The organism is Kribbella sp. NPDC023972 (assembly GCF_040639075.1).
Taxonomy (GTDB): domain Bacteria; phylum Actinomycetota; class Actinomycetes; order Propionibacteriales; family Kribbellaceae; genus Kribbella.
In genome coordinates, this window is record NZ_JBEZZH010000006.1 from 217,971 (window position 1) to 244,193 (window position 26,223).

At 68.5% G+C, this 26,223-nt stretch carries 25 protein-coding genes; 19 read left to right on the forward strand and 6 right to left on the reverse strand.

Translation table 11 applies throughout. The features are described from left to right. The first annotated feature begins 22 nt into the window (after positions 1-22). From AB0F43_RS24430 to AB0F43_RS24445, 4 genes are all read left to right on the forward strand, one after another. Positions 23-1,945: an ABC transporter ATP-binding protein gene (locus AB0F43_RS24430; RefSeq protein ID WP_360482048.1), complete on the forward strand. Its 1,923-nt coding sequence runs from the start codon at positions 23-25 to the stop codon at positions 1,943-1,945. Between the two features lie 315 nt (positions 1,946-2,260). Next, positions 2,261-3,370, forward strand: a complete 1,110-nt coding sequence (locus AB0F43_RS24435) for a hypothetical protein (RefSeq protein ID WP_360481040.1) — start codon at positions 2,261-2,263, stop codon at positions 3,368-3,370. Between the two features lie 82 nt (positions 3,371-3,452). Then, positions 3,453-4,202, forward strand: coding sequence for a nucleoside hydrolase (locus AB0F43_RS24440; protein ID WP_360481043.1), 750 nt, complete (start codon positions 3,453-3,455; stop codon positions 4,200-4,202). Continuing rightward, positions 4,178-4,321: a hypothetical protein gene (locus AB0F43_RS24445; protein ID WP_360481046.1), complete on the forward strand. Its 144-nt coding sequence runs from the start codon at positions 4,178-4,180 to the stop codon at positions 4,319-4,321. Before AB0F43_RS24440 ends, AB0F43_RS24445 begins: the two co-directional genes overlap by 25 nt. 47 nt (positions 4,322-4,368) lie before the next feature. Here AB0F43_RS24445 and AB0F43_RS24450 read toward each other — a convergent pair whose 3' ends face one another. Further along, complete coding sequence (locus tag AB0F43_RS24450) at positions 4,369-5,004, reverse strand: hypothetical protein (RefSeq protein ID WP_360481049.1); 636 nt, start codon at positions 5,002-5,004, stop codon at positions 4,369-4,371. Between the two features lie 151 nt (positions 5,005-5,155). Here AB0F43_RS24450 and AB0F43_RS24455 point away from each other — a divergent pair, with 151 nt between their 5' ends. From AB0F43_RS24455 to AB0F43_RS24470, 4 genes are all read left to right on the forward strand, one after another. Continuing rightward, on the forward strand, positions 5,156-7,210 hold the full coding sequence (locus tag AB0F43_RS24455) for a sensor histidine kinase (protein ID WP_360481052.1): 2,055 nt from the start codon (positions 5,156-5,158) through the stop codon (positions 7,208-7,210). Next, positions 7,203-7,853 (forward strand): response regulator transcription factor, encoded by a 651-nt coding sequence (locus AB0F43_RS24460; RefSeq protein ID WP_360481055.1) that lies wholly within the window; start codon positions 7,203-7,205, stop codon positions 7,851-7,853. The genes AB0F43_RS24455 and AB0F43_RS24460 overlap by 8 nt, the downstream gene beginning before the upstream one ends. 40 nt (positions 7,854-7,893) lie before the next feature. After that, positions 7,894-8,475 carry a TetR/AcrR family transcriptional regulator gene (locus AB0F43_RS24465; RefSeq protein ID WP_360481058.1) on the forward strand — a complete coding sequence of 194 codons (582 nt, stop codon included), beginning with the start codon at positions 7,894-7,896 and terminating at the stop codon, positions 8,473-8,475. 71 nt (positions 8,476-8,546) lie between these two features. Beyond that, a complete protein-coding gene (locus AB0F43_RS24470; RefSeq protein ID WP_360481061.1) occupies positions 8,547-9,746 on the forward strand; it encodes an MFS transporter in 1,200 nt (399 codons plus the stop codon). On the opposite strand, the gene AB0F43_RS24475 is transcribed toward AB0F43_RS24470, so the two are convergent. Both AB0F43_RS24475 and AB0F43_RS24480 read right to left on the reverse strand, forming a co-directional pair. Further along, complete coding sequence (locus AB0F43_RS24475; RefSeq protein ID WP_360481064.1) at positions 9,743-10,945, reverse strand: M20 family metallopeptidase; 1,203 nt, start codon at positions 10,943-10,945, stop codon at positions 9,743-9,745. The genes AB0F43_RS24470 and AB0F43_RS24475 overlap by 4 nt on opposite strands. Beyond that, positions 10,942-11,862, reverse strand: coding sequence for a 5'-3' exonuclease H3TH domain-containing protein (locus AB0F43_RS24480; protein ID WP_360482050.1), 921 nt, complete (start codon positions 11,860-11,862; stop codon positions 10,942-10,944). The genes AB0F43_RS24475 and AB0F43_RS24480 overlap by 4 nt, the downstream gene beginning before the upstream one ends. Positions 11,863-11,934: 72 nt before the next feature. On the opposite strand from AB0F43_RS24480, the gene AB0F43_RS24485 reads away from it, so the two are divergent. Both AB0F43_RS24485 and AB0F43_RS24490 read left to right on the forward strand, forming a co-directional pair. Then, on the forward strand, positions 11,935-12,375 hold the full coding sequence (locus AB0F43_RS24485) for an AsnC family transcriptional regulator (RefSeq protein WP_360481067.1): 441 nt from the start codon (positions 11,935-11,937) through the stop codon (positions 12,373-12,375). Continuing rightward, positions 12,372-13,052 (forward strand): HAD family hydrolase, encoded by a 681-nt coding sequence (locus AB0F43_RS24490; RefSeq protein WP_360481069.1) that lies wholly within the window; start codon positions 12,372-12,374, stop codon positions 13,050-13,052. The genes AB0F43_RS24485 and AB0F43_RS24490 overlap by 4 nt, the downstream gene beginning before the upstream one ends. Positions 13,053-13,058: 6 nt before the next feature. Here AB0F43_RS24490 and AB0F43_RS24495 read toward each other — a convergent pair whose 3' ends face one another. Continuing rightward, a complete protein-coding gene (locus AB0F43_RS24495; RefSeq protein ID WP_360481072.1) occupies positions 13,059-13,601 on the reverse strand; it encodes an MOSC domain-containing protein in 543 nt (180 codons plus the stop codon). 66 nt (positions 13,602-13,667) lie between these two features. Next, a complete protein-coding gene (locus AB0F43_RS24500) occupies positions 13,668-15,140 on the reverse strand; it encodes a lysine 2,3-aminomutase (RefSeq protein ID WP_360482053.1) in 1,473 nt (490 codons plus the stop codon). 151 nt (positions 15,141-15,291) lie between these two features. Here AB0F43_RS24500 and AB0F43_RS24505 point away from each other — a divergent pair, with 151 nt between their 5' ends. From AB0F43_RS24505 to AB0F43_RS24540, 8 genes are all read left to right on the forward strand, one after another. Next, the gene (locus tag AB0F43_RS24505) at positions 15,292-16,335 is read left to right on the forward strand and encodes an L-erythro-3,5-diaminohexanoate dehydrogenase (RefSeq protein ID WP_360481075.1); all 1,044 of its coding nucleotides are present in this window, start codon (positions 15,292-15,294) and stop codon (positions 16,333-16,335) included. Positions 16,336-16,338: 3 nt separating this feature from the next. Further along, positions 16,339-17,922, forward strand: a complete 1,584-nt coding sequence (locus tag AB0F43_RS24510; RefSeq protein WP_360481078.1) for an amidohydrolase family protein — start codon at positions 16,339-16,341, stop codon at positions 17,920-17,922. Beyond that, on the forward strand, positions 17,910-19,487 hold the full coding sequence (locus AB0F43_RS24515; RefSeq protein ID WP_360481081.1) for a lysine 5,6-aminomutase subunit alpha: 1,578 nt from the start codon (positions 17,910-17,912) through the stop codon (positions 19,485-19,487). Before AB0F43_RS24510 ends, AB0F43_RS24515 begins: the two co-directional genes overlap by 13 nt. After that, positions 19,484-20,236, forward strand: coding sequence for an OAM dimerization domain-containing protein (locus tag AB0F43_RS24520; protein ID WP_360481084.1), 753 nt, complete (start codon positions 19,484-19,486; stop codon positions 20,234-20,236). Before AB0F43_RS24515 ends, AB0F43_RS24520 begins: the two co-directional genes overlap by 4 nt. A 4-nt stretch (positions 20,237-20,240) precedes the next feature. Beyond that, positions 20,241-20,630: a hotdog domain-containing protein gene (locus AB0F43_RS24525; RefSeq protein ID WP_360481087.1), complete on the forward strand. Its 390-nt coding sequence runs from the start codon at positions 20,241-20,243 to the stop codon at positions 20,628-20,630. A gap of 573 nt (positions 20,631-21,203) precedes the next feature. Further along, on the forward strand, positions 21,204-22,769 hold the full coding sequence (gene lnt / locus AB0F43_RS24530; protein WP_360481090.1) for an apolipoprotein N-acyltransferase: 1,566 nt from the start codon (positions 21,204-21,206) through the stop codon (positions 22,767-22,769). A gap of 61 nt (positions 22,770-22,830) precedes the next feature. Then, positions 22,831-23,589 (forward strand): polyprenol monophosphomannose synthase, encoded by a 759-nt coding sequence (locus AB0F43_RS24535; RefSeq protein WP_360481093.1) that lies wholly within the window; start codon positions 22,831-22,833, stop codon positions 23,587-23,589. 2 nt (positions 23,590-23,591) lie between these two features. Continuing rightward, positions 23,592-24,101 (forward strand): FxsA family protein, encoded by a 510-nt coding sequence (locus AB0F43_RS24540; protein ID WP_360481096.1) that lies wholly within the window; start codon positions 23,592-23,594, stop codon positions 24,099-24,101. Here AB0F43_RS24540 and AB0F43_RS24545 read toward each other — a convergent pair. Continuing rightward, on the reverse strand, positions 24,073-25,257 hold the full coding sequence (locus AB0F43_RS24545) for a GDSL-type esterase/lipase family protein (protein ID WP_360481099.1): 1,185 nt from the start codon (positions 25,255-25,257) through the stop codon (positions 24,073-24,075). The two genes, AB0F43_RS24540 and AB0F43_RS24545, sit on opposite strands and share 29 nt — an antisense overlap. A 288-nt stretch (positions 25,258-25,545) precedes the next feature. Between AB0F43_RS24545 and AB0F43_RS24550 the strand changes: the two genes are divergently transcribed. Then, positions 25,546-25,917 (forward strand): RNA polymerase-binding protein RbpA, encoded by a 372-nt coding sequence (locus AB0F43_RS24550; RefSeq protein WP_130448290.1) that lies wholly within the window; start codon positions 25,546-25,548, stop codon positions 25,915-25,917. The last annotated feature ends 306 nt before the right edge of the window (positions 25,918-26,223 follow it).

Genomic DNA, 26,223 nt, shown 5'->3' on the forward strand with positions numbered 1-26,223 from the left:
TGGGATCCCGGGGGACAAGTCGATGAACTTCGTCCCGTCCGCGAAGCGGCTGCTCGGCCGGCTGCGACCGCACCGGGTGCAGGTGTTCGGGGTCATCCTGCTCGCCGTCTTCAGTGTCGGCCTGTCGGTCCTCGGCCCGAAGATCCTCGGCAAGGCGACCGACATCATCTTCGCCGGCGCGATCGGCAAGCAGCTGCCGAGCGGGCAGACCAAGGAGCAGGTGATCGAGCAGACCCGGGCCGCCGGCAACGGCCGGTTCGCGGACCTGCTCCAGGGGATCGACCTGATTCCGGGGGTCGGGATCGACTTCGATGCCCTGCGCAACGTCCTGCTGCTGGTCCTGGGCCTGTACGCCGGTGCGTTCCTGCTGTCCTGGCTGCAGGGCTATGTCCTGAACGGCATCGTCCAGCAGACGATCTACGACCTGCGCGCCGAGGTGGAGGCGAAGCTGAACCGGTTGCCGCTCAGCTACTTCGACGGCGCGCCACGTGGTGAGCTGCTCAGCCGGGTGACGAACGACATCGACAACATCTCGACCAGCCTCCAGCAGACGCTGAGCCAGTTGCTCACCTCGCTGCTGACCGTGATCGGCGTGGTGACGATGATGTTCGTGGTCTCGCCGCTGCTGGCGCTGATCGCCCTCGTCACCATCCCGATCTCGATGGTGGTGACCGCGGCGATCGCCAAACGGTCCCAGACCAAGTTCGTCGCGCAGTGGCGTCACACCGGTGCGCTGAACGGCCAGATCGAGGAGGCGTTCACCGGGCACGAGCTGGTGAAGGTCTTCGGCCGGCAGAAGGAGATCGAGGCCGAGTTCGCGAAGAAGAACGAGGAGCTGTACCAGGCCGCGTTCGGGGCGCAGTTCATCTCCGGCCTGATCATGCCGCTGATGATGTTCATCGGGAACGTCAACTACGTGGTGATCGCGGTGGTCGGCGGTCTGCGGGTCGCCTCCGGCACGATGTCCCTCGGTGATGTCCAGGCGTTCATCCAGTACTCGCGTCAGTTCACCCAGCCACTCACCCAGGTGGCCTCGATGGCGAACCTGCTGCAGTCCGGGGTCGCCTCCGCCGAGCGCGTCTTCGAGGTGCTGGACGCCAAGGAGCAGGTGCCGGACGACAAGACGCCGGCGCAGGTGACCGACTCGCGGGGACGGGTCGAGTTCGAGCACGTGTCGTTCTCGTACGACCCGGACAAGCCGCTGATCACCGACCTGAGCCTGGTCGCGGAGCCCGGTCAGACGGTGGCGATCGTCGGCCCGACCGGGGCCGGCAAGACCACGCTGGTCAACCTGATCATGCGGTTCTACGAGCTGAACGGCGGCCGGATCACCCTGGACGGGGTCGACATCACCGAGCTGACCCGACACGACCTGCGGTCTCGCATCGGCATGGTGCTGCAGGACACCTGGCTGTTCGGCGGCACGATCCGGGACAACATCCTGTACGGCAACCTGAACGCGACCGAGGAGGACATGCTCGCCGCGGCCAAGGCGACGTACGTCGACCGGTTCGTGCACAGCCTGCCGGACGGGTACGACACGGTGATCGACGAGGAAGGCAGCAACGTCAGCGCCGGTGAGAAGCAGTTGCTCACCATCGCCCGGGCGTTCCTGGCCGACCCGCAACTGCTGATCCTGGACGAGGCGACCAGCTCGGTCGACACCCGGACCGAGGTGCTGGTGCAGCGCGCGATGGCCGCCCTGCGCTCGGACCGGACCAGCTTCGTGATCGCCCACCGCCTGTCCACGATCCGCGACGCCGACCTGATCCTGGTGATGGAGAACGGCTCCATCGTCGAACAGGGCACCCACCACCAACTCCTCACCACCAACGGCGCCTACGCCCGCCTCTACAACGCCCAGTTCAGCGGCGCGGTCGGCGACATCGACGACCAAACCGCCACTACCGCACCCCCCACACCAGCCCCCGCCACACCCCGCTAACACCCCGAAGGGGACGCCCACCCGGCGTCCCCTTCACCGGAACAGACCCTGTGGATAACTCCCGATGCGTCATCGCCGAATATGAGCTACTTGACGCATGCCGCCCGAACCCGATCGGACCGTCACCGCTCGAGCCGCCGATGCTGCCCGCCGCGTCGCCACAAAGCTGGGGATCTCCGACGACCGCGACATCCTGACACTGCGCGACGCTTACGTGGTCACGTACGAGTTTCCGGCCCCGCTGATGGTCAGAGTCGCCGACGACATGCTTGCCGACCTGCGTGCGGACATCGGCTCGCGCCGCACGGACCGCTCGTGGCCCTCGGGCGCGACGGACACAGTCTCGCCATCGCAATGTCCAGACTCGACCGTCACTTCTTCCGCCGGCATGTCTCGAACCTTGTCCTGTCGCGTGCCCTGGTCGAGAACGCACTACAGGATCTGGAGCACCACCAAGGCCTGGAATTCCCTCAGGTCGAGGCCTATCGACGCGTCGCACCCCGCGTGGACCCCGCGGACACGATCGGTGGATTCCGAGTGCTCAGCGACTACCTACAGGCGCATCACGTGCCAGTCGGTCGGCCGCAGAGCCGGGTCACCGTGTTCGACACCAGTTTCAAGGGCACCGTGCAAGAGCTTCTCGCAGCGATCTACCCGGAAACGGCCTTCACGGGGCGGTACGCGTTCTTCGGCGAATCACCGCACGATCCCCCTCCAGGCAGCAAGAAGGGGTACGAGGTTCACCTCGCAGCCGCTGAGTCGCGGCAAGGTCGTCCGTTCTACGTGCTGCCGGCTGAGGAGTCGAAGACCTTTGCGCATCAGCTCGCGCTGAACAGTGTCGAGGAACTGCTCGACGGTCCGATGACGAGTCCAGTGCGGATTGTCGCCGACGGTCCAGCGCAGACCGGTCAACGCAACGAGCCGGGCCTTCTCACCGGCTTGAGCCATGGTCTCGTCTCACCGCGGCTTCGACAGCTGCGGGTGCGCGAAGGTGTGAAGGTCGTGAACCTCCTCGCGGTCGCGGATTGCGCCCAGGCCGCGGCCTCGCTACGGGATTCAAGTGGGGAATATCGCCCTCGACTTGAGGCAGGTGCCCGGCGTTACCGTGCCGAGATTCGTGGTTGGATCGAAGGTGGCGAGACCGATCCTCGACTCAAGGAGTTTCTCGATTCCTTTGTCCACCGGGGCGACAAGCGCCACGCGGAGTTGCTCCAGCGAACACTGGAGACGGCACGGACACCCGAGAGCGACCGCGCTGCGATCTGGGCCGCCTACGACCGTTGCGGCAGCGACGACGACAAGGGGGTCTTCGTACAGAATGTTCTCAGCTCGGCGCAGACAGGTGGAGGTAGGGATGGGTGGCGGGAGGGAGCGGGATTCGACCGGCGAGTGGTTGGCGCTCGTCGGGTTGGGCGAGAGCTATGAGGAGTTCGGTGAGGTTGCCGACTCGTTGACCTCGGGAGGGCCTCCGCCTCCGGTCGGGCGCGCGCCGATCGCCGAAGCACCGATGATCATCGACACCGATGTCGGTGGGGATCCTGATGACGCGGTGGCTGTGGTGGTTGCGGCGTTGAATGTGCCGGAGCTTGCGTTGGTGATCACCAGTGATGAGTACGGCGGTGAGCGGGCGCGGCTTGTGCGGTATCTGCTTGATCTGACCGGGCGGCAGGACGTGCGGGTGGTCGCCGGGTCGGATCTCGGGAACAGCCGGCTGTACATCGTGGACGGTCTGTTTCCGTCGGAGGTGCCGAAGCAGGACGGCGATCTCGTCTCGGCCGTTGCGGCGGTCTGCGCGTCGACGCGGGGCCGGATCCGTTGGGTCGGCATGGGGCCGCTGTCGAACCTGGCCTACCTGCAGTCAGAGCGGCCGGACTTGGTGGAGCGGATGGTCGTGACGCAGATGGGCGGTGCGATCGAGTACCGCGACCCGGCTCGGGCGGAGCACAACTTCCGCGTCGATCCGGAGGCAGCGATCCGTCTGCTGCCCGCACTCGAACCGGGTCTTCCCACGCTTGTCGTCTCCGATGTCACCTTCAACACCGCGATGGAGATCACCGCGGCATCGCCGATCTACCAGAGGTGGGCTGTCCCGGATGCACCGCCATGGGCGACCATCCTCAAGGCGCACTGTGATCGCTGGATGGAGCGATATCCCTGCACGATGCAGCACGACGGCTCACGCTGGCGGCCGCGATGCTCTGGCCGGGCATCCGGTTCGCCAGGGAGCGTGTCGTGCTCGACGCGATCGGACGGATGAGCCGCAGCGACCACGGCACCGAGATCATCATGTCGATCAGCACCGACTACCAGGCCTTCATGGCGTGGCTCGAGGATCGCCTTCAATCTGGTCGAAACGTCGGGTGGACTTCACGTTGAAGGGGGTGCCATCCGCCGTGAGTGGCACCCCCTTCAAGCGACCAGCTTCAGTTCTTCGGTACGACGAGGTGTGGCTTCAGCGCGAGCAGTACGCCGAGGGTCGCGTAGCCGATCAGCAGGTGGCCGCCGCCGACCCAGCGGGATGCGGCGTCACCGAACACGATCATCGCCGGGAGCGTCACGAACACCCAGCTCTCCGCGACCAGCGGCCACCAGCGCAGCAGACCGCGCCACCGACCGGCGATCGCCAGCTTGATCCCGATCACCATCATCCCGATCATCGACAGCGGCCAGCAGATGTCGAGCACGAGCATCCAGGTCGCGTCCTGCACACTCGCCGGGAGCACCCCGTGCAGCAGCGACCAGACGCTTGCCAGTGCCAGCACCACGGCCTCGACTTTCAGCAGTACGACGGCCGGCCGGGTGAGCCCGGTTGCACGAGTTTTGAACTGGACTGCCAGCAGGCAGAACAAGCCCAGCTGGAAGGCGAGGCCGGTGAGGTCCCCGATCCGCCCGGGCACCCCCTCGTTCACCGTGCTGAACGCGAAAATGCTCGCGGCCCACGCCAGCGTCCCCGCGGTCAGTCCCAGACCCAGTCGCCGGATCGTGCGTTCTGCCGGACCGGCCGGCGTCCGCAGCGTCGGTGTCACGTCGGTGCGGGCCCTGGCAGGTGTAGTAGTCATTGCGGTTCCTCCCCCTGAGGTTTGTCTTGGCAACGAGTCTTCGCGGCGGGCCGACCCGGCGGGCAGGGGCTGGGGTCCTGAGCTGTGTCCCGAGTCCATAAGGGACAGTTGACCCGCGACGGCAGGACACACTCTGGGTGACAATGCAGCGGTGGGGGAGGACACACGAAGGGGATGGGGGCCGGCTGCACTCGGGGCAGCCGCGCTCCTGCTGGTTGCTGCGACCGTGCTTCTCGACCTCCGGAACGGCACGGACATACCGCCCGCCGCCGAGCTCGACGAGGGTTGGACCGCCGGCCTGTCAGGGCTCGCGCAACTGGTGCCAGGTCTGCTACTTCTGCACCGCCTCCCGCGGCACCCGATCGCGTGGATTCTCACCGGTTCCGGTCTGCTCTGGATCGTGGACGGGTTCGCTGCAAGTTGGGCGACGTACGCGATCTACACGTCTCCAGGGCTGCCGGGCGCGTCGGCGGCGTACTGGTTCTACTCCCGGTTCGGCGCGTTCCTGCTACTCGGGTTGCCGTTGCTGATCCTGCTCTTCCCGGACGGGAAGCTCGCCACCGCGCGGCTCTGGCGGTGGCTGTCGATCGTCAGCCTCGCGCTCACTGTGCTGCTTCCGCTCCTGCTGGTGGTCGCGCCGATGGAAGTCATGCAGCGCTACCACAGCGCACTGCTGCCGCCGGAGATCAGCCGGTTGACGCTGGACCCATTCAGCATCGATCTTTCGTACGGCGTCTGGGAGCCGATACTCCGCGTGGCCTACACGGCTGTGCTCCTGAGCCTCGTCGTACCGTTCGCCGTGACGGTCCATCGCTACCGGGCGGCGTCACGGGAGCGGCGGGCGCAGATCCACTGGCTGATGTGGGCCGCCCTGGTCGACATGATCGTGCTGGTCGTGCCGTTCGAGAACCCACCCGCCGTGCCGGTGATCATGTTCGGCCTCGCGATCGCGCTCACCTCTGCCGCGATCGTCGTCGCCGTCAGCAAGCATCGCCTGTACGACGTCGATCGGTTGCTGTCGGCCACTTTCCTGTACGGCGTCCTCGCGGTGCTCGTGGTCGGTGTCGACCTGGCCGTGTTCGCGGTCGCCGGTGGGGTGCTCGGCGAGCGTGATGCCGCGCTGGTCGCGATCGCGGTCGTTGCCGTGGTCTACGCGCCGCTGCGGAGCCGGCTCTGGCGGTGGGTACGGCGACTCGTCCGCGGCTCACGCGATGACCCGTACGCGACGATGTCCACCCTGTCCGAGCGACTCGAGTCGGCCGCCGACCCGGACGAGCAACTCCGCGCGGTCGCCCGCACGCTGGCCGACGCGTTCCGGCTGCCCTATGTCCGCGTGGAGATCGAGCGATCCAGTGGCAGCCTGGCGATCGTCGAGCACGGGCGGGAGTCGGGCCCGACGCATGCGCTGCCGGTCGGCTATCGCGGTGAGGCCGTCGGCCGGCTGGTGTTCAGTCCGGGTGACGGTACGGCGTTGTCCGAGCGGGACCAGCGGTTGCTCGGTGATCTGGTGCGGCAGGCTGCCGCGGCGGCGCGAGCCAGTGAGCTGAGCGCGGAGCTGCAACAGGGCCGGAGCCGCCTGGTCGCGGCCCGTGAGGAGGAGCGCCGACGGATCCGCCGGGACCTGCACGACAGCCTCGGCCCGAGCCTCGGCGCGGTCGCGCTGCGCATCGAGACCGCCCGGAATCTGGCGAAGTCGGCGCCGGCTGAGGCGGACCGGATGCTGGAGCAGGCGACGACCGAGGTCGCTGCCGCGCTGGCCGACGTACGACGGCTGGTCCATGACCTGCGGCCGCCGGCACTGGATGAGCTCGGGCTGGTACGGGCGATCGAGCAGCAGGCCGAGCGGTTCCGGCTCGGTGGATTGGCGGTGTCGGTCGAGGCGGACGCGCTCGGGCCGTTGCCGGCCGGGGTCGAGGTGGCGGCGTACCGGATAGCGTCGGAGGCGCTGACGAACGTCGCCCGGCATGCTGAAGCCAGCCGGTGCGAGATCACCCTGCGGGTGGACGGGACGGCATTGGAGTTGTCGGTGAGCGATGACGGGATCGGGATCGATGAGGAGGTGACCGCGGGCGTGGGCATGTTGTCGGTCCGCGAACGAGCCGCCGAGCTCGGGGGAGTCTGCACTGTCACGTGCCCGGCCGCCGGTGGCACCGTCGTCCGGGTGACGTTGCCGCTGGACGCCGTACCGGAGGTTGTTCATGGCTGAACCCGTTCGGGTGCTGCTCGCCGATGACCATCCCGTCTACCGCGACGGACTGGCCGCGTTGCTCGGATCGCTGGACGGCGTCGAGGTCGTCGGTACGGCGGCTGACGGGGCGGAGGCCGTGGACCGGGCGCGGGAGTTGCAGCCGGATGTCGTGGTGATGGACGTGCAGATGCCCCGGCTGGACGGGATCGAGGCGACCCGGGCGATCACGGCGGACAGTCCGCACATCGGGGTCGTCGTACTGACCATGGCCGAGGAGGACCAGACGCTGTTCGCCGCGATGCGGGCGGGGGCGCGCGGTTACCTGCTCAAGGGCGCGAACCAGGCCGAGATCGTCCGGGCGATCACCGCGGTCGCTCAGGGCGAGGCGATCTTCGGCCCGGCGATCGCGCGGCGGGTCGCAGAGTTCTTCTCGACCGCCCCGACCGCGGCGCCCGGCGGCCCGTTCCCGCAACTCACCACCCGCGAGCACGAGATCCTCGCCCTGGTCGCCGCCGGCCGGTCCAACGCCCAGATCGCGTCCGAGCTCTATCTGTCTCCGAAGACGGTCCGCAACAACGTCTCCAACATCTTCGCCAAACTCCACGTCGCCGACCGCGCCGAAGCCATCATCCGCGCCCGCGACGCCGGCCTCGGCCGCTAGGTTTTTGACTGAGCGATAAAAAACGGGCTAGCGTGGGCTGGTGGCCAGACCCCGGGAGTTCAGCGACACCGCCGTACTGGATGCGGCGATGGAGGTGTTCTGGGAGAAGGGGTACGAGGCGACTACGACGCAGGACCTCTGCGAGTGCACCGGGCTGGGCAGGGGGAGTCTCTACAACGCCTTCGGCAGTAAGCATGCGTTGTATGAAGAGGCGATCAAGCGGTACGCCTCGACGCGCGCGGCACTGCAGTTGCAGGAGTTGGCGCCGGCGGGTGGCTCGGTGCGGGACCGGCTTCGGGATCTGATGGTCGCGATGATCGACCTCGATCTGGAGGATCGGGGACGGCGTGGGTGTCTCGCGCTGAACGCGGCCAGCGAGGCTGCCGGCCGCAGCGGCGAGGTCGCGTCGCTGGTGCAGCGGCAGTTCAAGGATCTCGAGGAAGCGCTCGCTGTGCTGATCGCGGTCGGTCAGCATGCGGGGGAGTTGTCGACGTCCAGGCCGCCTTTGCAGGCAGCGCGGATGTTCCAGAGCGCGTACTACGGCCTGCGGACGCTGGCCAAGGTCACGGACGACCGCCAGGCGCTGCTCGACGTGGTCGACGGGACGATCGCCGCGCTCTGACTCTCTGAACGCCTGTGGTCTTGTCTTTCGCCTATGTTTTGTACTGCACGATAAAGAATCTGAGGAGATCGATGAAGGGCACTCTTCCGGCGCTGCTGGTCTGCGTCTTCGGCGTCACCACCGGCGAGTTCGTCCTGGCCGGCATCCTGCCCGGGGTCGCGGCCGAGCTCGAGGTGTCGATTCCGTCGGCCGGCCTGCTGGTCACGGCCTACGCGATCGGCATGATCGCCGGCGGACCGTTGCTGACCGCAATCACCGCCGGCCGCCCGCGCAAACCCCTGGTCCTCGCGCTGCTGGGAGTCGCGGTCGCCGGTAACCTGATCTCCGCCCTCGCTCCCGGGTACGGCGTTCTGTTCGCGGCCCGGATCGTCACCGCCCTGGTCACCGCCACCTTCTTCGCCAACGCGATCGTGATCGCGGTCTCCGCCGCGCCCGAAGGGAAGCAGGCCTCCACGGTCGCGAAGCTTGCCTTCGGCATGAACCTGGCGATGATCCTCGGCGCCCCGCTGGGCACGTGGATCGGCGACGCCCTAGGCTGGCGCGCCACCTTCCTCGCCATCACCGTCTTCTGCACCACCGGCCTCGTCCTCGTCGCACGCCTCGTGCCCGCCGAGTCGTGGATCACGGCAGACAGTCCCGGCGTGTCGCGAGCCGAAATCCACGACTCGATGAGCGCCGGTGGCACAGCGTTGGGGGAGTTGGCGGTATTGAAGGAGCGGGAGGTGCAGTTGGCGATCGCGATCACGGCGGTCGCAAACCTCGGGCTGCTGATGGTGTTCACCTATCTGGCTCCGTTGCTGACGGACCTCGGATCGTTCAGCGCCGATGCCGTTGCGCCGATGCTGCTCGTCTACGGTCTCGGCGCAACCATCGGCAGCCTGGCCGGCGGTTGGCTCGCCGACCGGGCGTTGCTCCCGACGCAAGTCGGTGCATTGACCCTGCTGGTCTTGCTCTTCCTGGCCTGGTGGTTGAGTAGCGGCACAACAACCACAGCACTGCTGGTGTTCGCCGCTGGAGCAGTCGGGTTCTCCGTCATTCCCGGCATGCAGACCCGCGTCATGACGGCAGCCTCCGCGGCTCCAACCTTGGCAATCGCCGTCAACGCATCGGCCTACCAGCTCGCGGCCGCGTTCGCGGGCTGGCTTGGCGGCCGCGTGATCGCCGGGCCAGGGCTCCGCGCGATCTACTTGGCCGCCGCGCTCAGCACGGTCCTCGGGATCGCGCTGAGCGCTCTGGCCTGGCGCCGCGCGCGGAGCGCCGTACCGGCTTAGGTGAGACCGCGGGTGAGGCGGCGTACGGCGAGTTCGGCGAGGAGGGCTGCGGCGTCGGGGAGGATGGAGTCGTCGAAGGTGGCCAAAGGGGAGTGGTTGTCGGCGGCGGTGTCCGGATTCGGGGAGGCGCAGGCGCTAATGTTGAGGTAGACGCCGGGGACCTCGTTGAGGACGTAGGACATGTCCTCGGCACCACACCTCGGGTTCGGGCGTTCGCGGAAGCGGTCGGGGCCGAAGAGGTCGACGATGGTCTGCCGAGCGAACAGGTACTCCTCCGTGTTGTTCACCGTGACCGGGTAGCCGAGGTGGTAGTCCACCTCGACGGTCAGGCCGTGCGCGGCGGCCATCGACTCGACCAGCTGCGTCGCCGCCTTCTGCACCTTGGTGCGGGTCTCCTCGGAGAACGTCCGTACGGTCGCGTCGAAGTGCACGTCGTCCGGGATGATGTTCTCCTTCGTCCCACCGGCGATCCGACCGACGGTGAGGACAACAGGGTCGAACACGTCGAACTGCCGCGTGATCATGGTCTGCAGCGCGGTCACCATCTCACAGGCCACCGGAATCGGGTCCTTACCGCGGTACGGGGTCGCCCCGTGCGTACCTTCGCCGACGACGCGCACGTGCAACTGGTCGGCCGCGGCCATGAACGCGCCGGGCTTGCTGCTCCACATCCCCAACGGTTGCACGGCGGCCCCGACGTGCAGGCCGTACGCCGCATCTGCCCGGCGGCCGGCGGCATCGAGCACGCCCTCCCGGATCATGATCGGCGCCCCGCCGCTGGTCTCTTCGCCGGGCTGGAACATGAACACCACGTCGCCGGCCAGCTCCGCCCGCATCGCCGACAGGATCTTCGCCGCGCCGACGAGCCCGGCGACATGCAGATCGTGGCCGCAGGCATGCATCATGCCCGGGTGCTGTGACACGTACGGTACGTCGACCCGTTCGGTGACCGGCAGCGCGTCCATGTCGCCCCGCAGCAGGACGACCGGTCCCGGTCCGCGGCCTCCGCGCAGTACCGCCGTCACCGACGACAGCTCCTTGCCGAGGGTGATCTCCAGCGGCAGACCCTCCAGCGCGTCGAGAATCAGCTGCTGGGTCTTCGGAAGGGCGAGGTCGTACTCCGGGACCTGATGCAGAGCGCGGCGGAGCGCAACGATCTCATCGCGGAAACCCTCGGCCAGTTCGACTGTCCCGCTCATGCCTTGGGGCCCAGGTTGAGCGCGGTCATCACGCGCTGGGCGCTGCCGCCGAGCTCGAGGAGCTCGACGAGGTCGAGCCAGCGTTCGGGGTCCTTCACCTCGCGCGGGAGCGTCGCGTCGAAGGTGCCGACCGGCGCGTCCTTGGCCACCGCGACGACCTTCGGGGCGACGTCGAGGTAGTCGCTCGCGTCCAGGATCTTCCGTTTCACCGACGGCGACATCGGCGTACCCGGGTCGGCCGCCGCCTTCCGGATGGCGTCCAGATCGCCGTAGGCCGCGACGAGTGAGGCGGCCGTCTTCTCGCCGACCCCCTTCACACCGGGCAGGCCGTCGGAGGCGTCACCGCGGAGGGTGGCGAAGTCGGCGTACCGGTTGGCGGGGATCTCGTACTTCGCCAGCAGCGCCTTCTCGTCGTACACGTCGGCCCGGCCGACACCGCGGGCGGCGGTGTAGACGATGCGGATGCCGCGGCTGTCGTCGATCAGCTGGAACAGATCGCGGTCACCGGTGACGACGTCCACCGGCATGGTCGCCTGGTGGCACAGCGTGCCGATCACGTCGTCCGCCTCGTGGTCCGGCGCGCCGACGACCGCGATGCCGAGGGCTTCCAGGCAGGCGCGGATGTAGGGCACCTGGACCTCGAGCCGGTCCGGCACGTCCTCGACCTGCTCGCCCTTGGGCGTGACGAACTCGACCCGCTGCGCCTTGTACGACGGGATCAGCGCGACCCGCCAGGACGGCCGCCAGTTGTCGTCCCAGCAGGCGACCAGGTGAGTCGGCCGGTGGTTCTCGGTCAGCCGGGCGATGAAGTCGAGCAGGCCGCGGATCGCGTTGGTCGGCGTACCGTCGGCGGCCTTCATCGTGTCCGGCACGCCGAAGAACGCACGGAAGTACAGCGACGCGGTATCGAGCAGCATCAGCCGTTGCGGTGAGTCAGCCATGGGGGTGATGCTTTCATGCCGGGGCGTCGCGGCAGTAGGGTCTCCAGGGTGGAGGACCTGGACCGCAAGATCGTGGGGTTGCTGGCGACCGATGGCCGGATGAGTTTCACCGACCTCGGGAAGGCGACCGGCTTGTCCACGTCGGCGGTGCACCAGCGGGTCAAGCGGCTGGAGCAGCGCGGCATCATCCAAGGGTACGCCGCCACGGTCGACCACACCGCGCTCGACCTGCCGCTCACCGCGCTGATCGCGATCCGGCCGATCGACCCGTCCCAGCCGGACGACTCGCCCGAACGCCTCCGCGACGTCCGCGAGATCGAGTCCTGCTACTCGGTCGCCGGCGACTCCAGCTACATCCTCGTCGTCCGGGTCGCCTCGCCGGCCGCGCTGGAGAACCTCCTCGCCGTCATCCGCGCCCGCGCCAACGTCTCCACCACGACCACGATCGTCCTCAGCACGCCGTACGAGCGTCGTCCGCCGGCCCTGTGAGCGGCCGGCGCCGGGCCTTGTTGCTCGATCTGTTCAGCACGCTCGTGCCCGGTGGGGAGGCCGAGCGCGATGTGGTCAACCAGAAGATGTGCGAGGTCCTCGGGGTCGACCGGGACGCGTTCCTGCGTGAGTTCGCCGCGGCGTCGTACGAGCGCTTCACCGGGGCGTACGGCGACCTGCCCAGCACGCTGCGGGTGATCGCCCGCCGCACCGGTGCCGACCCCACGGACGGACAGGTGCAGGAGGCAACGAGCCTACGTCGGGAGCTGTCTCGTCGACTGCTCAAAGCTGTCCCGGCCGGCACGCTGGGCGCGCTGGCCGAGCTACGGGCGGCCGGCTGGCGGATCGGGCTGGTCAGCAACATCACGGCCGAGACTCAACTGCAGTGGCGGGAGAGTCCGCTCCCGCCGTACTTCGAGACGACCGCGTTCTCAGCCGAGGTCGGAGCGGCCAAGCCGGAGCCCGAGATCTACCTGGCGGCGTGTAACGGGCTCGGTGTGGCGCCCGCCGACTGTGTGTTCGTCGGTGATGGCAACGACAAGGAGCTCCCCGGAGCGTCCGCTCTCGGCATGTACGCGATCCGCACCACCGAGCACTCCGACAGCGACCCGAGCTGGACCGGCCCGACGGTCACCTCGTTCACCGAGCTGCCCTCCTTGATCGGCACGCCTGCTTGACCCTCGTTAGACCACCTCAAGCGGCACCTGGGGGCCGTCCGGCAACTCGACCACGATGGCGTCGTCGGGGTGGATGACACCGTCGGCGCGGACGACGGACATGATGCCGGTCTTGCGTACGACGATGCCGTCGGGGTCGGTGTGGATGACCTCTTTGAGCAGCCCCGGCGTGAACTTGTTGATCTGCTGACACGGGCTGCGCAGCCCGGTGACTTCGACGACGGCATCGGGGCCGATGCGGAGTCGGGTGCCTTGGGGGAGACCCAGGAGGTCGATCCCGCGGGTGGTGACGTTCTCACCCAGCTCACCCGGCTTTACGTCGTACCCGAGCTCCCGAAGCTCGTCATGCAACTCGGCCTGGATGAGGTGCACCTGCCGGAGGTTGGGCCTGGTGGGGTCGAGGCGCTTCGGGTGCCGGTGCTGGATCGTCGCACCCGCGTGGGCGTCACCCTCGACCCCGTGACCCGCGATCACCCGGATCGACGCCACCACCGGCTTGCTGAACCGATGCCCGGAATCCCGGCTGACTCCCACCACGTAAGCGCTCACCCGATCGATTCAAGCAGAACACCTTCGGTACCGCCCCCTGCATCGGTGGCACCGAAGGCGGATCGGTCAGGTGATCTGCAGCAGCTTCTGCGACTCGGCGGCCTCGCGGGAGGCGGCCGCACGCTTCTCGGCCTCCGCCAGCGAGGTGCCGGCGTGCTGCTTCCACCACTCCTGGCCCGCGGCCGGCAGGGTGTCGATCGGGTCGTAGTACTCGTAGGTCCGGTTCAGCGCTTCGGGGTCCTGCTGCTCGATACCGGTGCGGTAGTTCTTCTTCCAGTACGAGATGCCGCGGACCTCGTCGTACTCGGACAGCTGGTGCACCCACCGCTTGCCGACGTACGGGACGTCGCAGACGATGCGCGGCGTGGCGAAGCCGGGCAGGTAGCCGAGGATCCCGTGCTGCAGGTGCTGCGCATCGCGCACCGACACCCGCCAGTGCTCGGAGAACGGGATCATGTCGCACATGTAGAAGTAGTACGGCGTGATGGTCGCGCCGTCGAGCAGTGCGAAACACAGGTCGAGCAGCTGCGGCACGGAGTCGTTCACGCCGCGCATCAGCACGCCCTGGTTGCGGACGTCGCGGATCCCGGCGTCGAACATCGCCCTCGTCGCCTCGGCCACCAGCGGCGTCACCGACTGGGCCGCGTTGACGTGGGTGTGGATGGCGATCATCACCCCGCGCTCGCGGGCGGTCCTGGACACCCGCTCGACCCCGGCGCGGACGTCGTCCGACAGCCAGTGCTGTGGCATGCCCATCAGCGCCTTGGTGGCCAGCCGGATGTCGCGGATGTTCTCGATCTCCAGCAGGTTGGTGAGGAACGCCTCCAACCGCGGCCAGGGCATGTTCGCCACGTCGCCACCCGACACGACCACGTCCCGGACTCCCGGCGTCCGGCGCAGGTAGTCGAGCATGTCGTCGAGCCGGGTCTGCGGCTTGGCCACGAACTTCAGCTTGTCGATCACCGGCGTCGAGTTGCCGACCAGATCCATCCGGGTGCAGTGGCCGCAGTACTGCGGACAGGTCGGCAGCACCTCGGCCAGCACCTTCGTCGGGTAGCGGTGGGTCAACCCCTCCGTGGCCCACATCTCGTGCTCGTGCAGCGAGTCCCGAGTCGCGTGCGGGTGCGACGGCCAGTCGGAACGACGGTCCGAGAACACCGGCAGCATGTAGCGGCGGACCGGGTCCGCGTAGAACGCCTCGGTGTAATCCTCGGCGCCGTGCGGAACGATCGTGTTCAGCATCTGCGGCGGGAGCAGCATCGACATCGTCGCCCGCTCGGCCTGGTCCCGGGTCAGGTCCTCGTAGAACCTCTCCTCGAGCAGGCCGCCCATCACGTCGCGCAACTGCTTCACGTTCTTCACGCAGTGCGCGCGCTGCCACTGCACCGACCGCCACTCGTCGGCGGTGACGTCCTTCCAGCCGGGGATCCGGGTCCAGTCCGGCTCCACCAGCTCAGCCCGCTGGTAGGCGTACGGCTGGCCGGCGAGGTCACGCGGCTCCGGTACTGGCTTCGGTACCTGGAGTTCCGGGCTGATCAGGTCGGTCACGAAGGCCTCCGGGGCTTCAGGGGCGATGCGGTCATATGTGAGGATAGCGATAGAACGTCCTTCAGATCCAACGTTACACCGCAAGAATTCCCGTAGTACTCCGGTTTCAGTAGTAGTTTGCCTGACTTCTCAAGGAGGCCCCGTGTCGTCTAGCCCGGTAGGACTGCACCGTGTGCTCAGCCCGTCCGGCGTGTTGCCGCAGGCGGCGGAGAAACTCGACGCGCGTCCCGAGATCTGGCCGGACGAGGTCCGCATCCTGGTCGAGCGGCTGAATCTGGACGCCGCGTCCTACCGCCAGCTCGCCGAGGCGCACCGCGGCGACGGTACGGCGGTCCGCCGGGCGGTGCTCGACATCGTCGAGGCGCGCGGCAAGATGCAGAACCCGGTCACCGGCTCGGGTGGCATGCTCGTCGGAGTGGTCGACGAGGTCGGCCCGGAGTCGCCGCTCGGCGTCGCCCCGGGGGACCGGGTCGCCACTTTGGTCTCGCTCACGCTCACGCCGCTCCGGATCACCGACGGCCTGAAGGACTGGGACGGCCGCGGCGAGCAGGTCCCGGCGCAGGGTCATGCGATCCTGTTCGCCCGCTCGGTCGTCGCGAAGCTGCCCGACGACCTGAAAGCGGAGCTGTCACTGGCCGTCATGGACGTGTGCGGGGCACCCGCGCTGACCGCCCGCGTGGTCCGCCAGTATGTCGACAAAGGCACAAAACCTGTCGTGTCAGTTATCGGCGGCGCAGGCAAGAGCGGATCGCTGTCGCTGGCCGCGGCCCGGCACGCCGGTGCGGCTCGGACCATCGGCATCGTTCCGGTGCAGCAGGAATTCGACCGGCTCGCGGCCGCGGGCCTGGCCGACATGGTCGCGCTGGCCGACGCCCGCGATCCGGTGGCTCTCGCCGAGGCGGTTGAGCAGGCCGGGGGACCGGCGGACATCACCGTCGTGTGCGTCGACGTGCCGGGGTGCGAGCACGGTGCCGTTCTCGCCACCGCGGCCGGTGGCACGGTGATCTTCTTCTCGATGGCGACGTCGTTCTCCGCCGCCGCGCTCGGCGCGGAAGGCCTGGCCGCGGACGTGACCATGCTGGTCGGCAACGGGTATGTGCCCGGTCATGCGGAGTACGCGCTGGAGCTGTTGCGGGGTGAGCCGGGTGTCCGCGAACTGTTCGAGGGCAGGCTGGCGGAGGATTGAGTCGTGCGCACACTTCTGACGAACGGTTCCGTCTACTCTCCCGCCGACCCGCACGCGACCGCGATCGCGTTCGACGACGGTGTGGTCACCTGGCTCGGTGACGACACCGGCGCCTCGTCGTACTCCGACGGTGCGGACGAGGTGATCGACCTCGACGGCAAGCTGGTCACGCCGGCCTTCGTCGACGCTCACGTCCACACCGCGCAGACCGGCGCGCTGCTGACCGGCCTCGACCTCGCGGGTACGACGTCGCTCACCGAAGCACTCGACAAGCTCGCGTCCTTCGCCCGAACGCTGCCCGCCGACGCGGTGATCGACGGCGCAGGCTGGGACGAGACGAAATGGCCGGAAGGTCGCCCGCCGACGGCCGGGGAGCTGGATCGCGCGGCCGGCGGCCGCATGGTGTACCTGTCCCGCGTCGACGGTCACTCCGGAGTGATCTCGTCCACTCTCGTGCCGACCGCGCAAGGCGACGGGTACGACGCCAGCGGCCGGGTGGAGCGGGACGCGCACCACGCGGTGCGAGACGCGCTGAGCGAACTGATCGGCCCGGACCAACGGCGTCAGCACATCGAGGCCGCGCTGAAGGCGATGGCAGCGAAGGGGATCGGCGCCTTCCACGAGCTGGCGGCGCCGCACATCGGACCGCTCTGGGAACTGCCGCTGGTCCGCTCGGTCGCCGACGAGCTCGGCCTCTCGGCCACGCTGTACTGGGGTCAGCCGGGCGTCTTCGAGCACGTCGAGACCTACGGGCTCGCGGGTCTCGCCGGTGACCTCAACGCCGACGGCGCGCTCGGTTCCCGGACGGCGGCTCTGCGCGAGGCGTACGCCGATCGCGCGGATCACCGCGGCCATGCGTACCTGACGGCCGAGGAGATCGCCGAGCACGTCATCGCCTGCACCGAGCGGAACGTGCAGGCCGGCTTCCACTGCATCGGCGACCAGGCACTCGACAACATCGCCCGCGGTTTCGAGCTCGCCGCCGAGAAGGTCGGCGTCCAGGCACTCGTTGCCGCGCGCCACCGCCTCGAGCACGTCGAGATGGTGGATGACGCCGTGATCGCGACGCTGGCCCGGTGTGGGGTGGTCGCCAGCGTCCAGCCGATGTTCGACGCACTCTGGGGCGGTCCGGACGGCATGTACGCCGAGCGGGTCGGCGATCGGTGGCAGGGCATGAACCCGTTCGGTTCGCTGGCCCGCGCGGGCGTCGTACTGGCGTTCGGTTCGGACTCGCCGGTGACCGAGCTCGGCGGGTGGGCAGCCGTGCGGGCGGCCGCGTTCCACCACGAGAAGGCGGAGCGGATCACCGTGCGGGCCGCGTTCCAGGCGCACACCCGCGGTGGTTGGCGGGCGGCCGGGATCGACGACGCCGGTGTGCTCGCGCCCGGTACGGCCGCGACGTACGCGATCTGGCAGACCGATGCGGACCTCGTCGTACAAACGCCGGACGAGCGTGTGGCCGCGTGGTCGACGGACCCGCGGGCCGGGGTGCCGGTGCTGCCGGACCTCAGCGACGGGACGCCGACGTGTGTGCGGACCGCTGTCGGCGGCCGCGTGATCTACGAATCCGAAGGATGGTCGCGGTGACGCGTGCGGTGAAGAAGCTCGACCTCGATCCGGTCACCATCCGGAAGGCGCGCAGCCTGGCCCGGAAAGCGGGCCGGCCGATCGTCAACCTGGCCCGGCAGCACACGACGGTGTCGGTCGAGCGTGCGGTCCTGCGGTTGGCCGGGCTGACCGGCGCGGACACGGACGGGATTCCATGGGTCAACCGGCTCGCGGACACCGTCCGTGCGGACGTCGGGCTCGAGCATGGACTCGCGCTGCCGGTCTGGGACGCGCTGGTGCGTGGCGAGGCCGAGGACCTGAGCGTCCTGGCGCAGAAGGCGGCAACGGGGTCGGTGACGTTCCGGGTGCCTGAGGGACGAGACGCCGTCCGGGCTCGGGCCGCGTCGCGGAAGGCGGCGGCGGCCGGGCTGAAGCGGATCGACGCGCGGCGGCGCGAGCGGGACCGGCTGATCAAGCGGCACGGTGACCCGGAGCAGCGGCCGTGGATCTACCTGATCGTTGCCACCGGCGACATCTACGAGGACATCCCGCAGGCGCAGGCGGCCGCGCGGGAGGGTGCTGACATCATCGCGGTGATCCGGTCGACCGGCCAGTCGCTGCTCGACTATGTGCCCGAGGGAGCAACCCGCGAAGGGTTCGCCGGCACGTACGCGACGCAGGAGAACTTCCGGCTGATGCGGACCGCGCTGGACGAGACCTCGAAGGAGCTCGGCCGGTACGTGCGGCTGACGAACTACGCGTCCGGGCTGTGCATGCCGGAGATCGCGACGCTGGCCGGTCTCGAACGGCTGGACATGATGCTGAACGACTCGATGTACGGAATCCTGTTCCGCGACATCAACCCGATCCGGACCTTTGTCGACCAGCGGTTCAGCCGGCAGATCCACGCCCGCGCCGGGATCATCATCAACACCGGCGAGGACAACTACCTGACCACCGCGGACGCGGTCGAGGCCGCGCACACGGTGACGGTCTCACAGCTGCTGAACGAGTACTTCGCCAAGGAGGCCGGACTCGAGGACTGGCAGCTCGGCCTCGGGCACGCGTTCGAGATCAACCCGGATCTGCCCGACTCGTTCCGGCTCGAGCTCGCGCACGCGATGCTGGCCCGGCAGCTGTTCCCGGACGCGCCGCTGAAGTGGATGCCGCCGACCCGGCACATGACCGGCGACGTGTTCCGCGGCTACCTGCTGGACGGTTTCTTCAACCTGGTCGGTGCGATGACCGGGCAGGGCATCCTGCTGGTCGGCATGATGACCGAGGCGGTGGTGACGCCGTGGATCTCCGACCGCGACCTGGCCCTGCAGAACGTCCGCTACGTGATGGGTGCCGCCGGCAACCTTCATGAGGACTTCCGGCCGGCGCCGGACGGGTTCATCGCCCAGCGCGCCCGGCAGGTGCTGGCCGAATCGGTCGAGCTGCTGGAGGAGATCGTCGACGACGGCCTGCTGAACGCGATCGGCGACGGCACCTTCGGACTGATGAAGCGCCCGCAGGACGCCGGCCGCGGCCTCGACGGTGTCGCCAAGCGAGCCGGCACCTACTACAACCCGGCGATCGAATTGTTGGAGGAGGACCGGTGAGCATCATCCGGCCGTACGGCGACACGACGGGTGACGGGATGGTGCAGCTGTCGTTCACGCTGCCGATCCCGCACGACAAGCGGGCCGAGGGCGCCGCCGTGCAACTGGCGAACAAGATGGGCATGGACCCGGCGCTGGTCGTGCACGCCAAGGCGGTGGGACCGGACTTCACCTTCTTCGTGGTCTACGGCCCGGTGAACCACCTGGTCGACACCAGCAAGGTCGAGGTGATCGAGCGCGACTACCCGCTGCTGTCGCCGAAGGAGGTCAACCTCGCGATCCGCAAGACGTTGCGCCGCCGGCTGACCATCGTCGGCGCGTGTATCGGCACCGACGCGCACACGGTCGGGATCGACGCGATCATGAACATCAAGGGCTTCGCGGGGGAGAAGGGCCTGGAGTACTACCGCGAGCTGAAGGTGGTCAACCTCGGCGCCCAGGTCGCCGTACCGGAGCTGGTCCGCCGGGCGAAGGCGGAGAAGGCGGACGCGATCCTGGTGTCGCAGGTGGTCACCCAGCGGGAGGCGCACGTGCTGAACACGAAGGAGATGTCGGCCGCGTTCCGGGAGGCGTACCCCGAGGACGCCCGGCCGGTGTTGGTTGCCGGCGGCCCCCGTTTTACCGAGCAGATGGCCGCCGATCTCGGGGTGGACCGGGTGTTCGGCCGCGGCACCACACCGGGCGAGGTGGCCAGCTACCTGGTCGACGCACTGGTGACCAGGCGAACCCCGCAACGAAAGAGTGCGTGAAAAGGTGTCAAAGGCAACTATCGGGCTGTCCGTGACGCACCGGCGCTATGTGCCGTACAGCCATGCGCACTACGCCGGGAACCTGGTCGACGGTGCCTACGTGCTCGGGCTGTTCGGCGACGTGGCGACCGAGGTCTGCATCCAGGCCGACGGCGACGAGGGGTTGTTCGCCTCCTACTCGGACGTCCAGTTCCTGCAGCCGTTGCGGGCCGGTGACGTGGTGGAGGTGACGGCGACGATCACCCGGGTCGGAAACCGGAGCCGGGAGCTCGAGTTCAGTGCCTCGGTGGTCTGCCGGGGCCGGCCGGACGTGTCCGGGTCGGCGGCCGAGGTTTTGGCCGAGCCCCTGGTGATCACCCGCGCCATCGGGACGGTCGTCGTACCGGTTGGGTGACGGTTGGTTGCCGTGGGTAACGGTCACTTGGAGTGCCGATACGGCTCTGTAATGTGACTCCACTGAGACTTCCTCATTTCCCCTGCAGGGCGGGCGAAGTGTTACAACGGCCTCAAGGAGGGGCTGGAGAGGTTGACACCATCGCCGTCAGCGAGCATCGTTTTGGGGGTCGTCATATCCCGTTTTATCAACGGTTACACGAAGTTCGGCCACCGGATGATCCCGCGACGCTGACCAGGCCAGTGCCAGGCTTGAGTCGACGGGGGCTGAGATCGCCGGTGGTTAGCCCCCCGCGGGGCAGAGGTGGAAGAGGCTCGGCGGCCAGTAGACAACAGCCGGACGGTTCGCAGCCAGCGCATCGGCGGTTGGTCCGAAGGCGCGCCGAGCCTCTTTCCTGTTGCGGCCCGTCCAGAGTTGGCTGAGGTCCTCTCACTTCCTCGCCCGGTGCTGATATTCCTTCACTTTCCGCAATCGGTGCTGATCGGCTTACCGACCGGATACATTTGCTTGTCCGGCACGTTGTACGGTCGTGCAACCGGCGTCGGCCGGGACAGTGAGGACAAGGGGTACCGAGTGGACCGGTTGAAGGCGCTGGGGCGGGTCCTCCCGAGGGTGGCCGTGGCCGTGGTCGCGGGCGTGCTGCTTGGATTCGCCTTCGAACCGCACGACTACCCCTGGCTGACGGTCGTCGCCGTACCGCTGTTCCTGGCCGCCCTCAACGGCGTCTCGGCCAAGGCCGGGTTCCTGATCGGCGCCGGCTTCGGCATCACCTATTACTTGGTCCTGGTGCCGTGGTTGAGCGTCATCGGTGGTGACGCCGCGATCGCGCTGGCGATTCTGGAGGGACTCTTCTACGCGGTCTTCGGGGCGTTCGCGACGCAGGTGCTCAAGCTGAAGCTGTGGCCGCTGTGGATCCCGTGCCTGTGGGTGGCGACCGAGTTCGCGACCGCGTCGATCCCGTTCGGTGGGTTCCCGTGGGGCCGGCTGGCGTGGGCGTTCGCCGACTCGCCGCTGGGCAAGTTGGCGTCGCTGGTCGGCATCCCCGGCCTGAGCTTCGTGATCGCCGTCCTCGGTGTCTTGGTGTACGCCGTCCTGCGGCCGAAGAGCGCGCTCAAGCTCCGGGCCGTCGCGCTGGTCGCCGGCGTCGCGATCGTCGGCGGGAGTGCGCTGATCAACCTGTCGACCGAGGGCAACGGCAAGGTGGTGACGGCCGCGATGGTGCAGGGCAACGTCCCGGGCAAGGGGCTGGAGTTCCTCGGCCGCGCCCGGACCGTCACCCGCTACCATCTGAACGCCACCCTCGAACTGCAGCAGCGAGTCCAGGCGGGCACGGAAGACAAGCCGGACATCGTCATCTGGCCGGAGAACTCCACCGACATCGACCCGTTCAAGGACCCCGAGACCAAGGCCGACATCGAGGAAGCGGTCAGGGCCGTCGACGTGCCGATCCTGGTCGGCGCCGTCCTCGAAGGCCCTGGCCCGAACGAGCGCCAGACCACGGGCGTCGTCTGGGATCCGGTCAAGGGACCCGGGCAGATCTACGCGAAGCGGCACCCGGTGCCCTTCGGGGAGTACATCCCGTTCCGCGAGCAACTGCTGCCCTACATCAAGCGCCTGGAGATGGTCGGCCGGCAGACCGCGCCCGGCACGGTGCCCGGTGTGCTGCCGATCGGGGGAGTCACCTACGGCGACGTGATCTGCTTCGAGGTCGCGTACGACGACGTGGTCGAGGACGTGATGAAGGGCGGCGCCCAGATCCTCGTCGTACAGACGAACAACGCGACGTACGGCGGCACCGGTCAGCCCGAGCAGCAGTTCGCCATCACCCGGATGCGCGCGATCGAGACCGGCCGGACCGTGCTGATCGCGTCGACCAGCGGGATCTCCGGCGTGATCCGACCGGACGGCACGGTGGAGCACAAGTCGTCACAGTTCGTGCCGGATGTGTATGTCGCCTCCGTTCCGGTCCGCGATACCCATACGCTGGCCACCACACTCGGCGGCTGGCCGCAGTGGATCTTGACCGGCCTGGGGATCCTGGCCGTGGTCCTCGCGCTGGTGGCTCGCCGCCGGCGGGCGGACAGCGGCCCGCAGACCCCGCCGGCGCCCACGCGCAGCCGCGAAAAGGTCCCGGCCTGAGTCAACAGGCCGGCTCGGACCCGGTGACAGAGTCGTCACCGGAGGCAGGAGTAGTCGCAGCGTGAGCACCCCCTTCGCGGATCTCGGCCGGATCCTGGTCATCATCCCGACGTACAACGAAGCCGAGAACATCGAGCCGATCGTCAGCCGGCTGCGCGACGCCGTACCGGAGGCGGACGTGCTGGTCGCCGACGACAACTCGCCGGACGGCACCGGCGACCTGGCCGACAAGCTGGCCGCCAACGACGCTCACGTGCATGTCCTGCACCGCAAGGGCAAGGAGGGCCTCGGCGCCGCGTACATCGCCGGCTTCCGCTGGGGCATCGAGCGCGAGTACGGCGTACTCGTCGAGCACGACGCGGACGGTTCGCACCAGCCGGAGCAGCTGCCCCGGCTGCTGACCGCGCTGCGGGACGCGGACCTCGTCCTGGGGTCGCGGTACGTGCCGGGCGGCGCCGTCCAGAACTGGCCGAAGTCGCGCGAGATCCTCAGCCGGGGCGGGAACGTCTATACCCGGCTGGCGCTCGGCGTACCGCTGAAGGACGCCACCGGCGGGTATCGCGCGTTCCGGCGCGCAACACTGGAGGGGATCGGGCTGGACGAGGTCGCCTCGGCGGGCTACTGCTTCCAGGTCGATCTGGCGTGGCGGGCGATCAAGGCCGGGTTCCGGGTGGTCGAGGTGCCGATCACGTTCGTCGAGCGGGAACGCGGTCAGTCGAAGATGTCGCGGTCCATCGTGATCGAGGCGATGGCCCGGGTCGGACGCTGGGGACTGGCGCATCGCGCTCGGCAGGTCCGGGACTTGGTCAGGAAGGGATGAACATGCCGTGGTTCGTGGCACTCGCGCTGCTGGTGGTGCCGATTCTGGAGATCTACGTGATCATCCAGATCGGCCAGGTGATCGGCGGCTGGCCGACGGTCGGGCTCTTGCTGGTGGAGAGTGCGCTCGGTGCCTGGCTGATCAAGCGCGAGGGCCGGCGGGCTTGGAACGCTCTCCAGAACGCCCTGCAGACCGGGAAGATGCCCGGCCGGGAGCTGTCGGACGCCGCCCTGGTCCTGGTCGGCGGCACGCTGCTGCTCACGCCCGGGTTCGTCACGGATGTCTTCGGCTTCTTCTTCGTGCTGCCGTTCACCCGCCCGCTGGCGCGTCGTGGGCTGTCGGCGTTCCTGAGCCGCCGGCTGACGACTCAGCTGGGCGGCGCGAACCTCACCGGCTTCATCCCGGGCGCCGGGCCGACAGGTCCGACCGGTCCGACGACGGCCCGGCCCGGACCGGCCGCGGGCGACGTGATCCAGGGCGAGGTCATCGACCCGGACCCGAAGAAGCCGTAGCGCCGAACGGGCCGTTGAGCGCCAGCTCGGCGAAGCGTTCGGCCATCCGCTGGTGGGTCGGCCCGTCGGGGTGGAGGTCGTCGGGCAGCGGCAGCTCGGCGTTGTCGGCCGGCCCGTAGAGGTCGCGGCCGTCGAGGTAATGCAGGTTCGGGTCCTCGGCGGCTCGCTGACCCACGATGCGGGCCAGTTCGTCCCGGATGACGTTGAGCGTCAGTTTCCCGGCCGGTACGTCGGCCGGGTCGCCGGTAGCGGCGAACCGCAGTTCGCCTCGGCTCAGCGCGTCCAGGTCCCACGTGGCCGGGCCCGGGGTGTCCTCGTGCATCGGGCAGAGGATGGGGGAGACGACCAGGAGTGGGGTGGTGGGATGGCCCTCGCGGATGATGTCCAGGAAGCCGTGCACGGCGGGGCCGAAGGCACGTCGGCGCATCACGTCGGTGTTCACCACATTGATGCCGAGCTTCACGCTGATCAGGTCGGCGGGTAGGTCCCGCAGCGTGCGGGCGACGAACGGCTGGAGCAGCGCACTGCCGCCGAAGCCGAGGTTGATCGGCTCGACGCCGGCGAGTGAGGCAGCGTGAACGACCCAGGTGCCGGTGGGGCTGGTCGCGTTCGAACCATGGCTGATCGAGCTCCCGTGATGCACCCAGATCCGCCGCCCGGAGCCGGCGACCGGCTCGATCGGCGCATCGGTGCGCAGGGCAACGAGTTCGGTGGTCTCGGTGTGTGGCAGCCAGATCTCGATTGTCTTTTGGTCACCCGACAACCCGCTGACCTGCACGGTTCCGATCTCACCGGGTCGCTGTGAGATCGCTCCGGTGGTGATATCGATGGTCAGTACGTTCCCGCCGGGCACTGTCGCCTGGTCGACCAGCTTCCCGTCGACGAGTACGTCGTACACCCCATCCGGTGTAGGCGGCGCACCGGTGTAGACCCGCTTGGTCGGCCGTACCTCCAGCTCGACAGCGGTAGCCCGGGTGCTGAACACCAACCGCACCCCGGACGGCTGCGACTCCACCATCTCCAACTGCGGATCGTCGTACTGCCGCCGCGCCCACGCGGGTAACCGATGCGGCAACAACCCGACCTCGGTCGGTTCCAGCTCCAGCGCGCCGCGCAACAGCTCGAGTGTGATGGGTGTGGTGATCCAGTTCTGCATCGGCCCAGTATGGACGGGCGCCTTGAGGTCGGCCCCGGTCGACGAAACCTGTCCTTGAGGTTGTGCCGTGTCGTGGTGCCGGAGGCTGAACCTTGACCTGAGGTCGAGCCATTCCTGGCTGAACCGCTACCTGAGCTTGTGACGGCGACACACCGTGATGTGTGAACGCTCGATGACAGGGCGTCACAACGGTGCTGTCAGGTGCGTACATGTGGCTCGGGCATGCCAAAATGGGAATGATCCGGGCCGGCCGACCGTTGGCACGGATGACAATCTCGGAGGTTTGACATGTCTAATCGCGTACTGCGTGGTTCGGGGCTGGGTGGGGTCAGCTTCGAGGACGACCGTGGTGTCGAGTTCGCGCCGCGCCAGATGATCACGTACGACTGCCCCCGCGGCCACGTGGTCGAGGTCACGATGGCGCACGACGCCGAGGTGCCCGCGGTCTGGGAGTGCCCGCACTGCGGCAGCGAGGCCGCCCGGTCCACCGGAGAGAAGCCGGAGCCGAAGCAGGAGAAGCCGGCCCGTACGCACTGGGACATGCTGCGCGAGCGCCGTAGCATCTCCGAGCTCGAGGAGCTCCTCGCCGAGCGCGTCGAGCTGCTCCGCAAGGGCGAGATCGGCCCCGCCCACCTGCACCGCACCAAGCGCACCGCCTGACAGACCTCGAACGGGCCCTTACCGCAATGGCGCGGTAGGGCCCGTTTCGTGCGTCTGGTCACGTTGATGCGTTGTGGGTGCGCTCGGACCGGCGCTTCTGCGCGTCCTGTACAGCTGGGGACCTCAGTGGCGCTGTGGGTGCGGATTGGGGGTATCGTTCGAGGTATCACACCGCTGCGATTCGGAGCGGCGTGTTGGGCTGCCATAGACCCGGCGGCGCTCCGGTGGAGTGTTATTGCAGGGAGGCGGGCCCATGTTCACACGCGCTGTGGATCATCAGCCCCCTGCGGCCGGCAGTTACCGCCC

Bases quoted from the DNA above. Each gene is read 5' to 3' on its own strand.
- AB0F43_RS24430 (WP_360482048.1), top strand. From the start codon at position 23: ATGAACTTCGTCCCGTCCGCGAAGCGGCTGCTCGGCCGGCTGCGACCG.
- AB0F43_RS24440 (WP_360481043.1), top strand. From the start codon at position 3,453: ATGATCATCGACACCGATGTCGGTGGGGATCCTGATGACGCGGTGGCT.
- AB0F43_RS24450 (WP_360481049.1), bottom strand. From the start codon at position 5,004: ATGACTACTACACCTGCCAGGGCCCGCACCGACGTGACACCGACGCTG.
- AB0F43_RS24460 (WP_360481055.1), top strand. From the start codon at position 7,203: ATGGCTGAACCCGTTCGGGTGCTGCTCGCCGATGACCATCCCGTCTAC.
- AB0F43_RS24470 (WP_360481061.1), top strand. From the start codon at position 8,547: ATGAAGGGCACTCTTCCGGCGCTGCTGGTCTGCGTCTTCGGCGTCACC.
- AB0F43_RS24475 (WP_360481064.1), bottom strand. From the start codon at position 10,945: ATGAGCGGGACAGTCGAACTGGCCGAGGGTTTCCGCGATGAGATCGTT.
- AB0F43_RS24480 (WP_360482050.1), bottom strand. From the start codon at position 11,862: ATGCTGCTCGATACCGCGTCGCTGTACTTCCGTGCGTTCTTCGGCGTG.
- AB0F43_RS24515 (WP_360481081.1), top strand. From the start codon at position 17,910: ATGGTCGCGGTGACGCGTGCGGTGAAGAAGCTCGACCTCGATCCGGTC.
- AB0F43_RS24540 (WP_360481096.1), top strand. From the start codon at position 23,592: ATGCCGTGGTTCGTGGCACTCGCGCTGCTGGTGGTGCCGATTCTGGAG.
- AB0F43_RS24545 (WP_360481099.1), bottom strand. From the start codon at position 25,257: ATGCAGAACTGGATCACCACACCCATCACACTCGAGCTGTTGCGCGGC.
- AB0F43_RS24550 (WP_130448290.1), top strand. From the start codon at position 25,546: ATGTCTAATCGCGTACTGCGTGGTTCGGGGCTGGGTGGGGTCAGCTTC.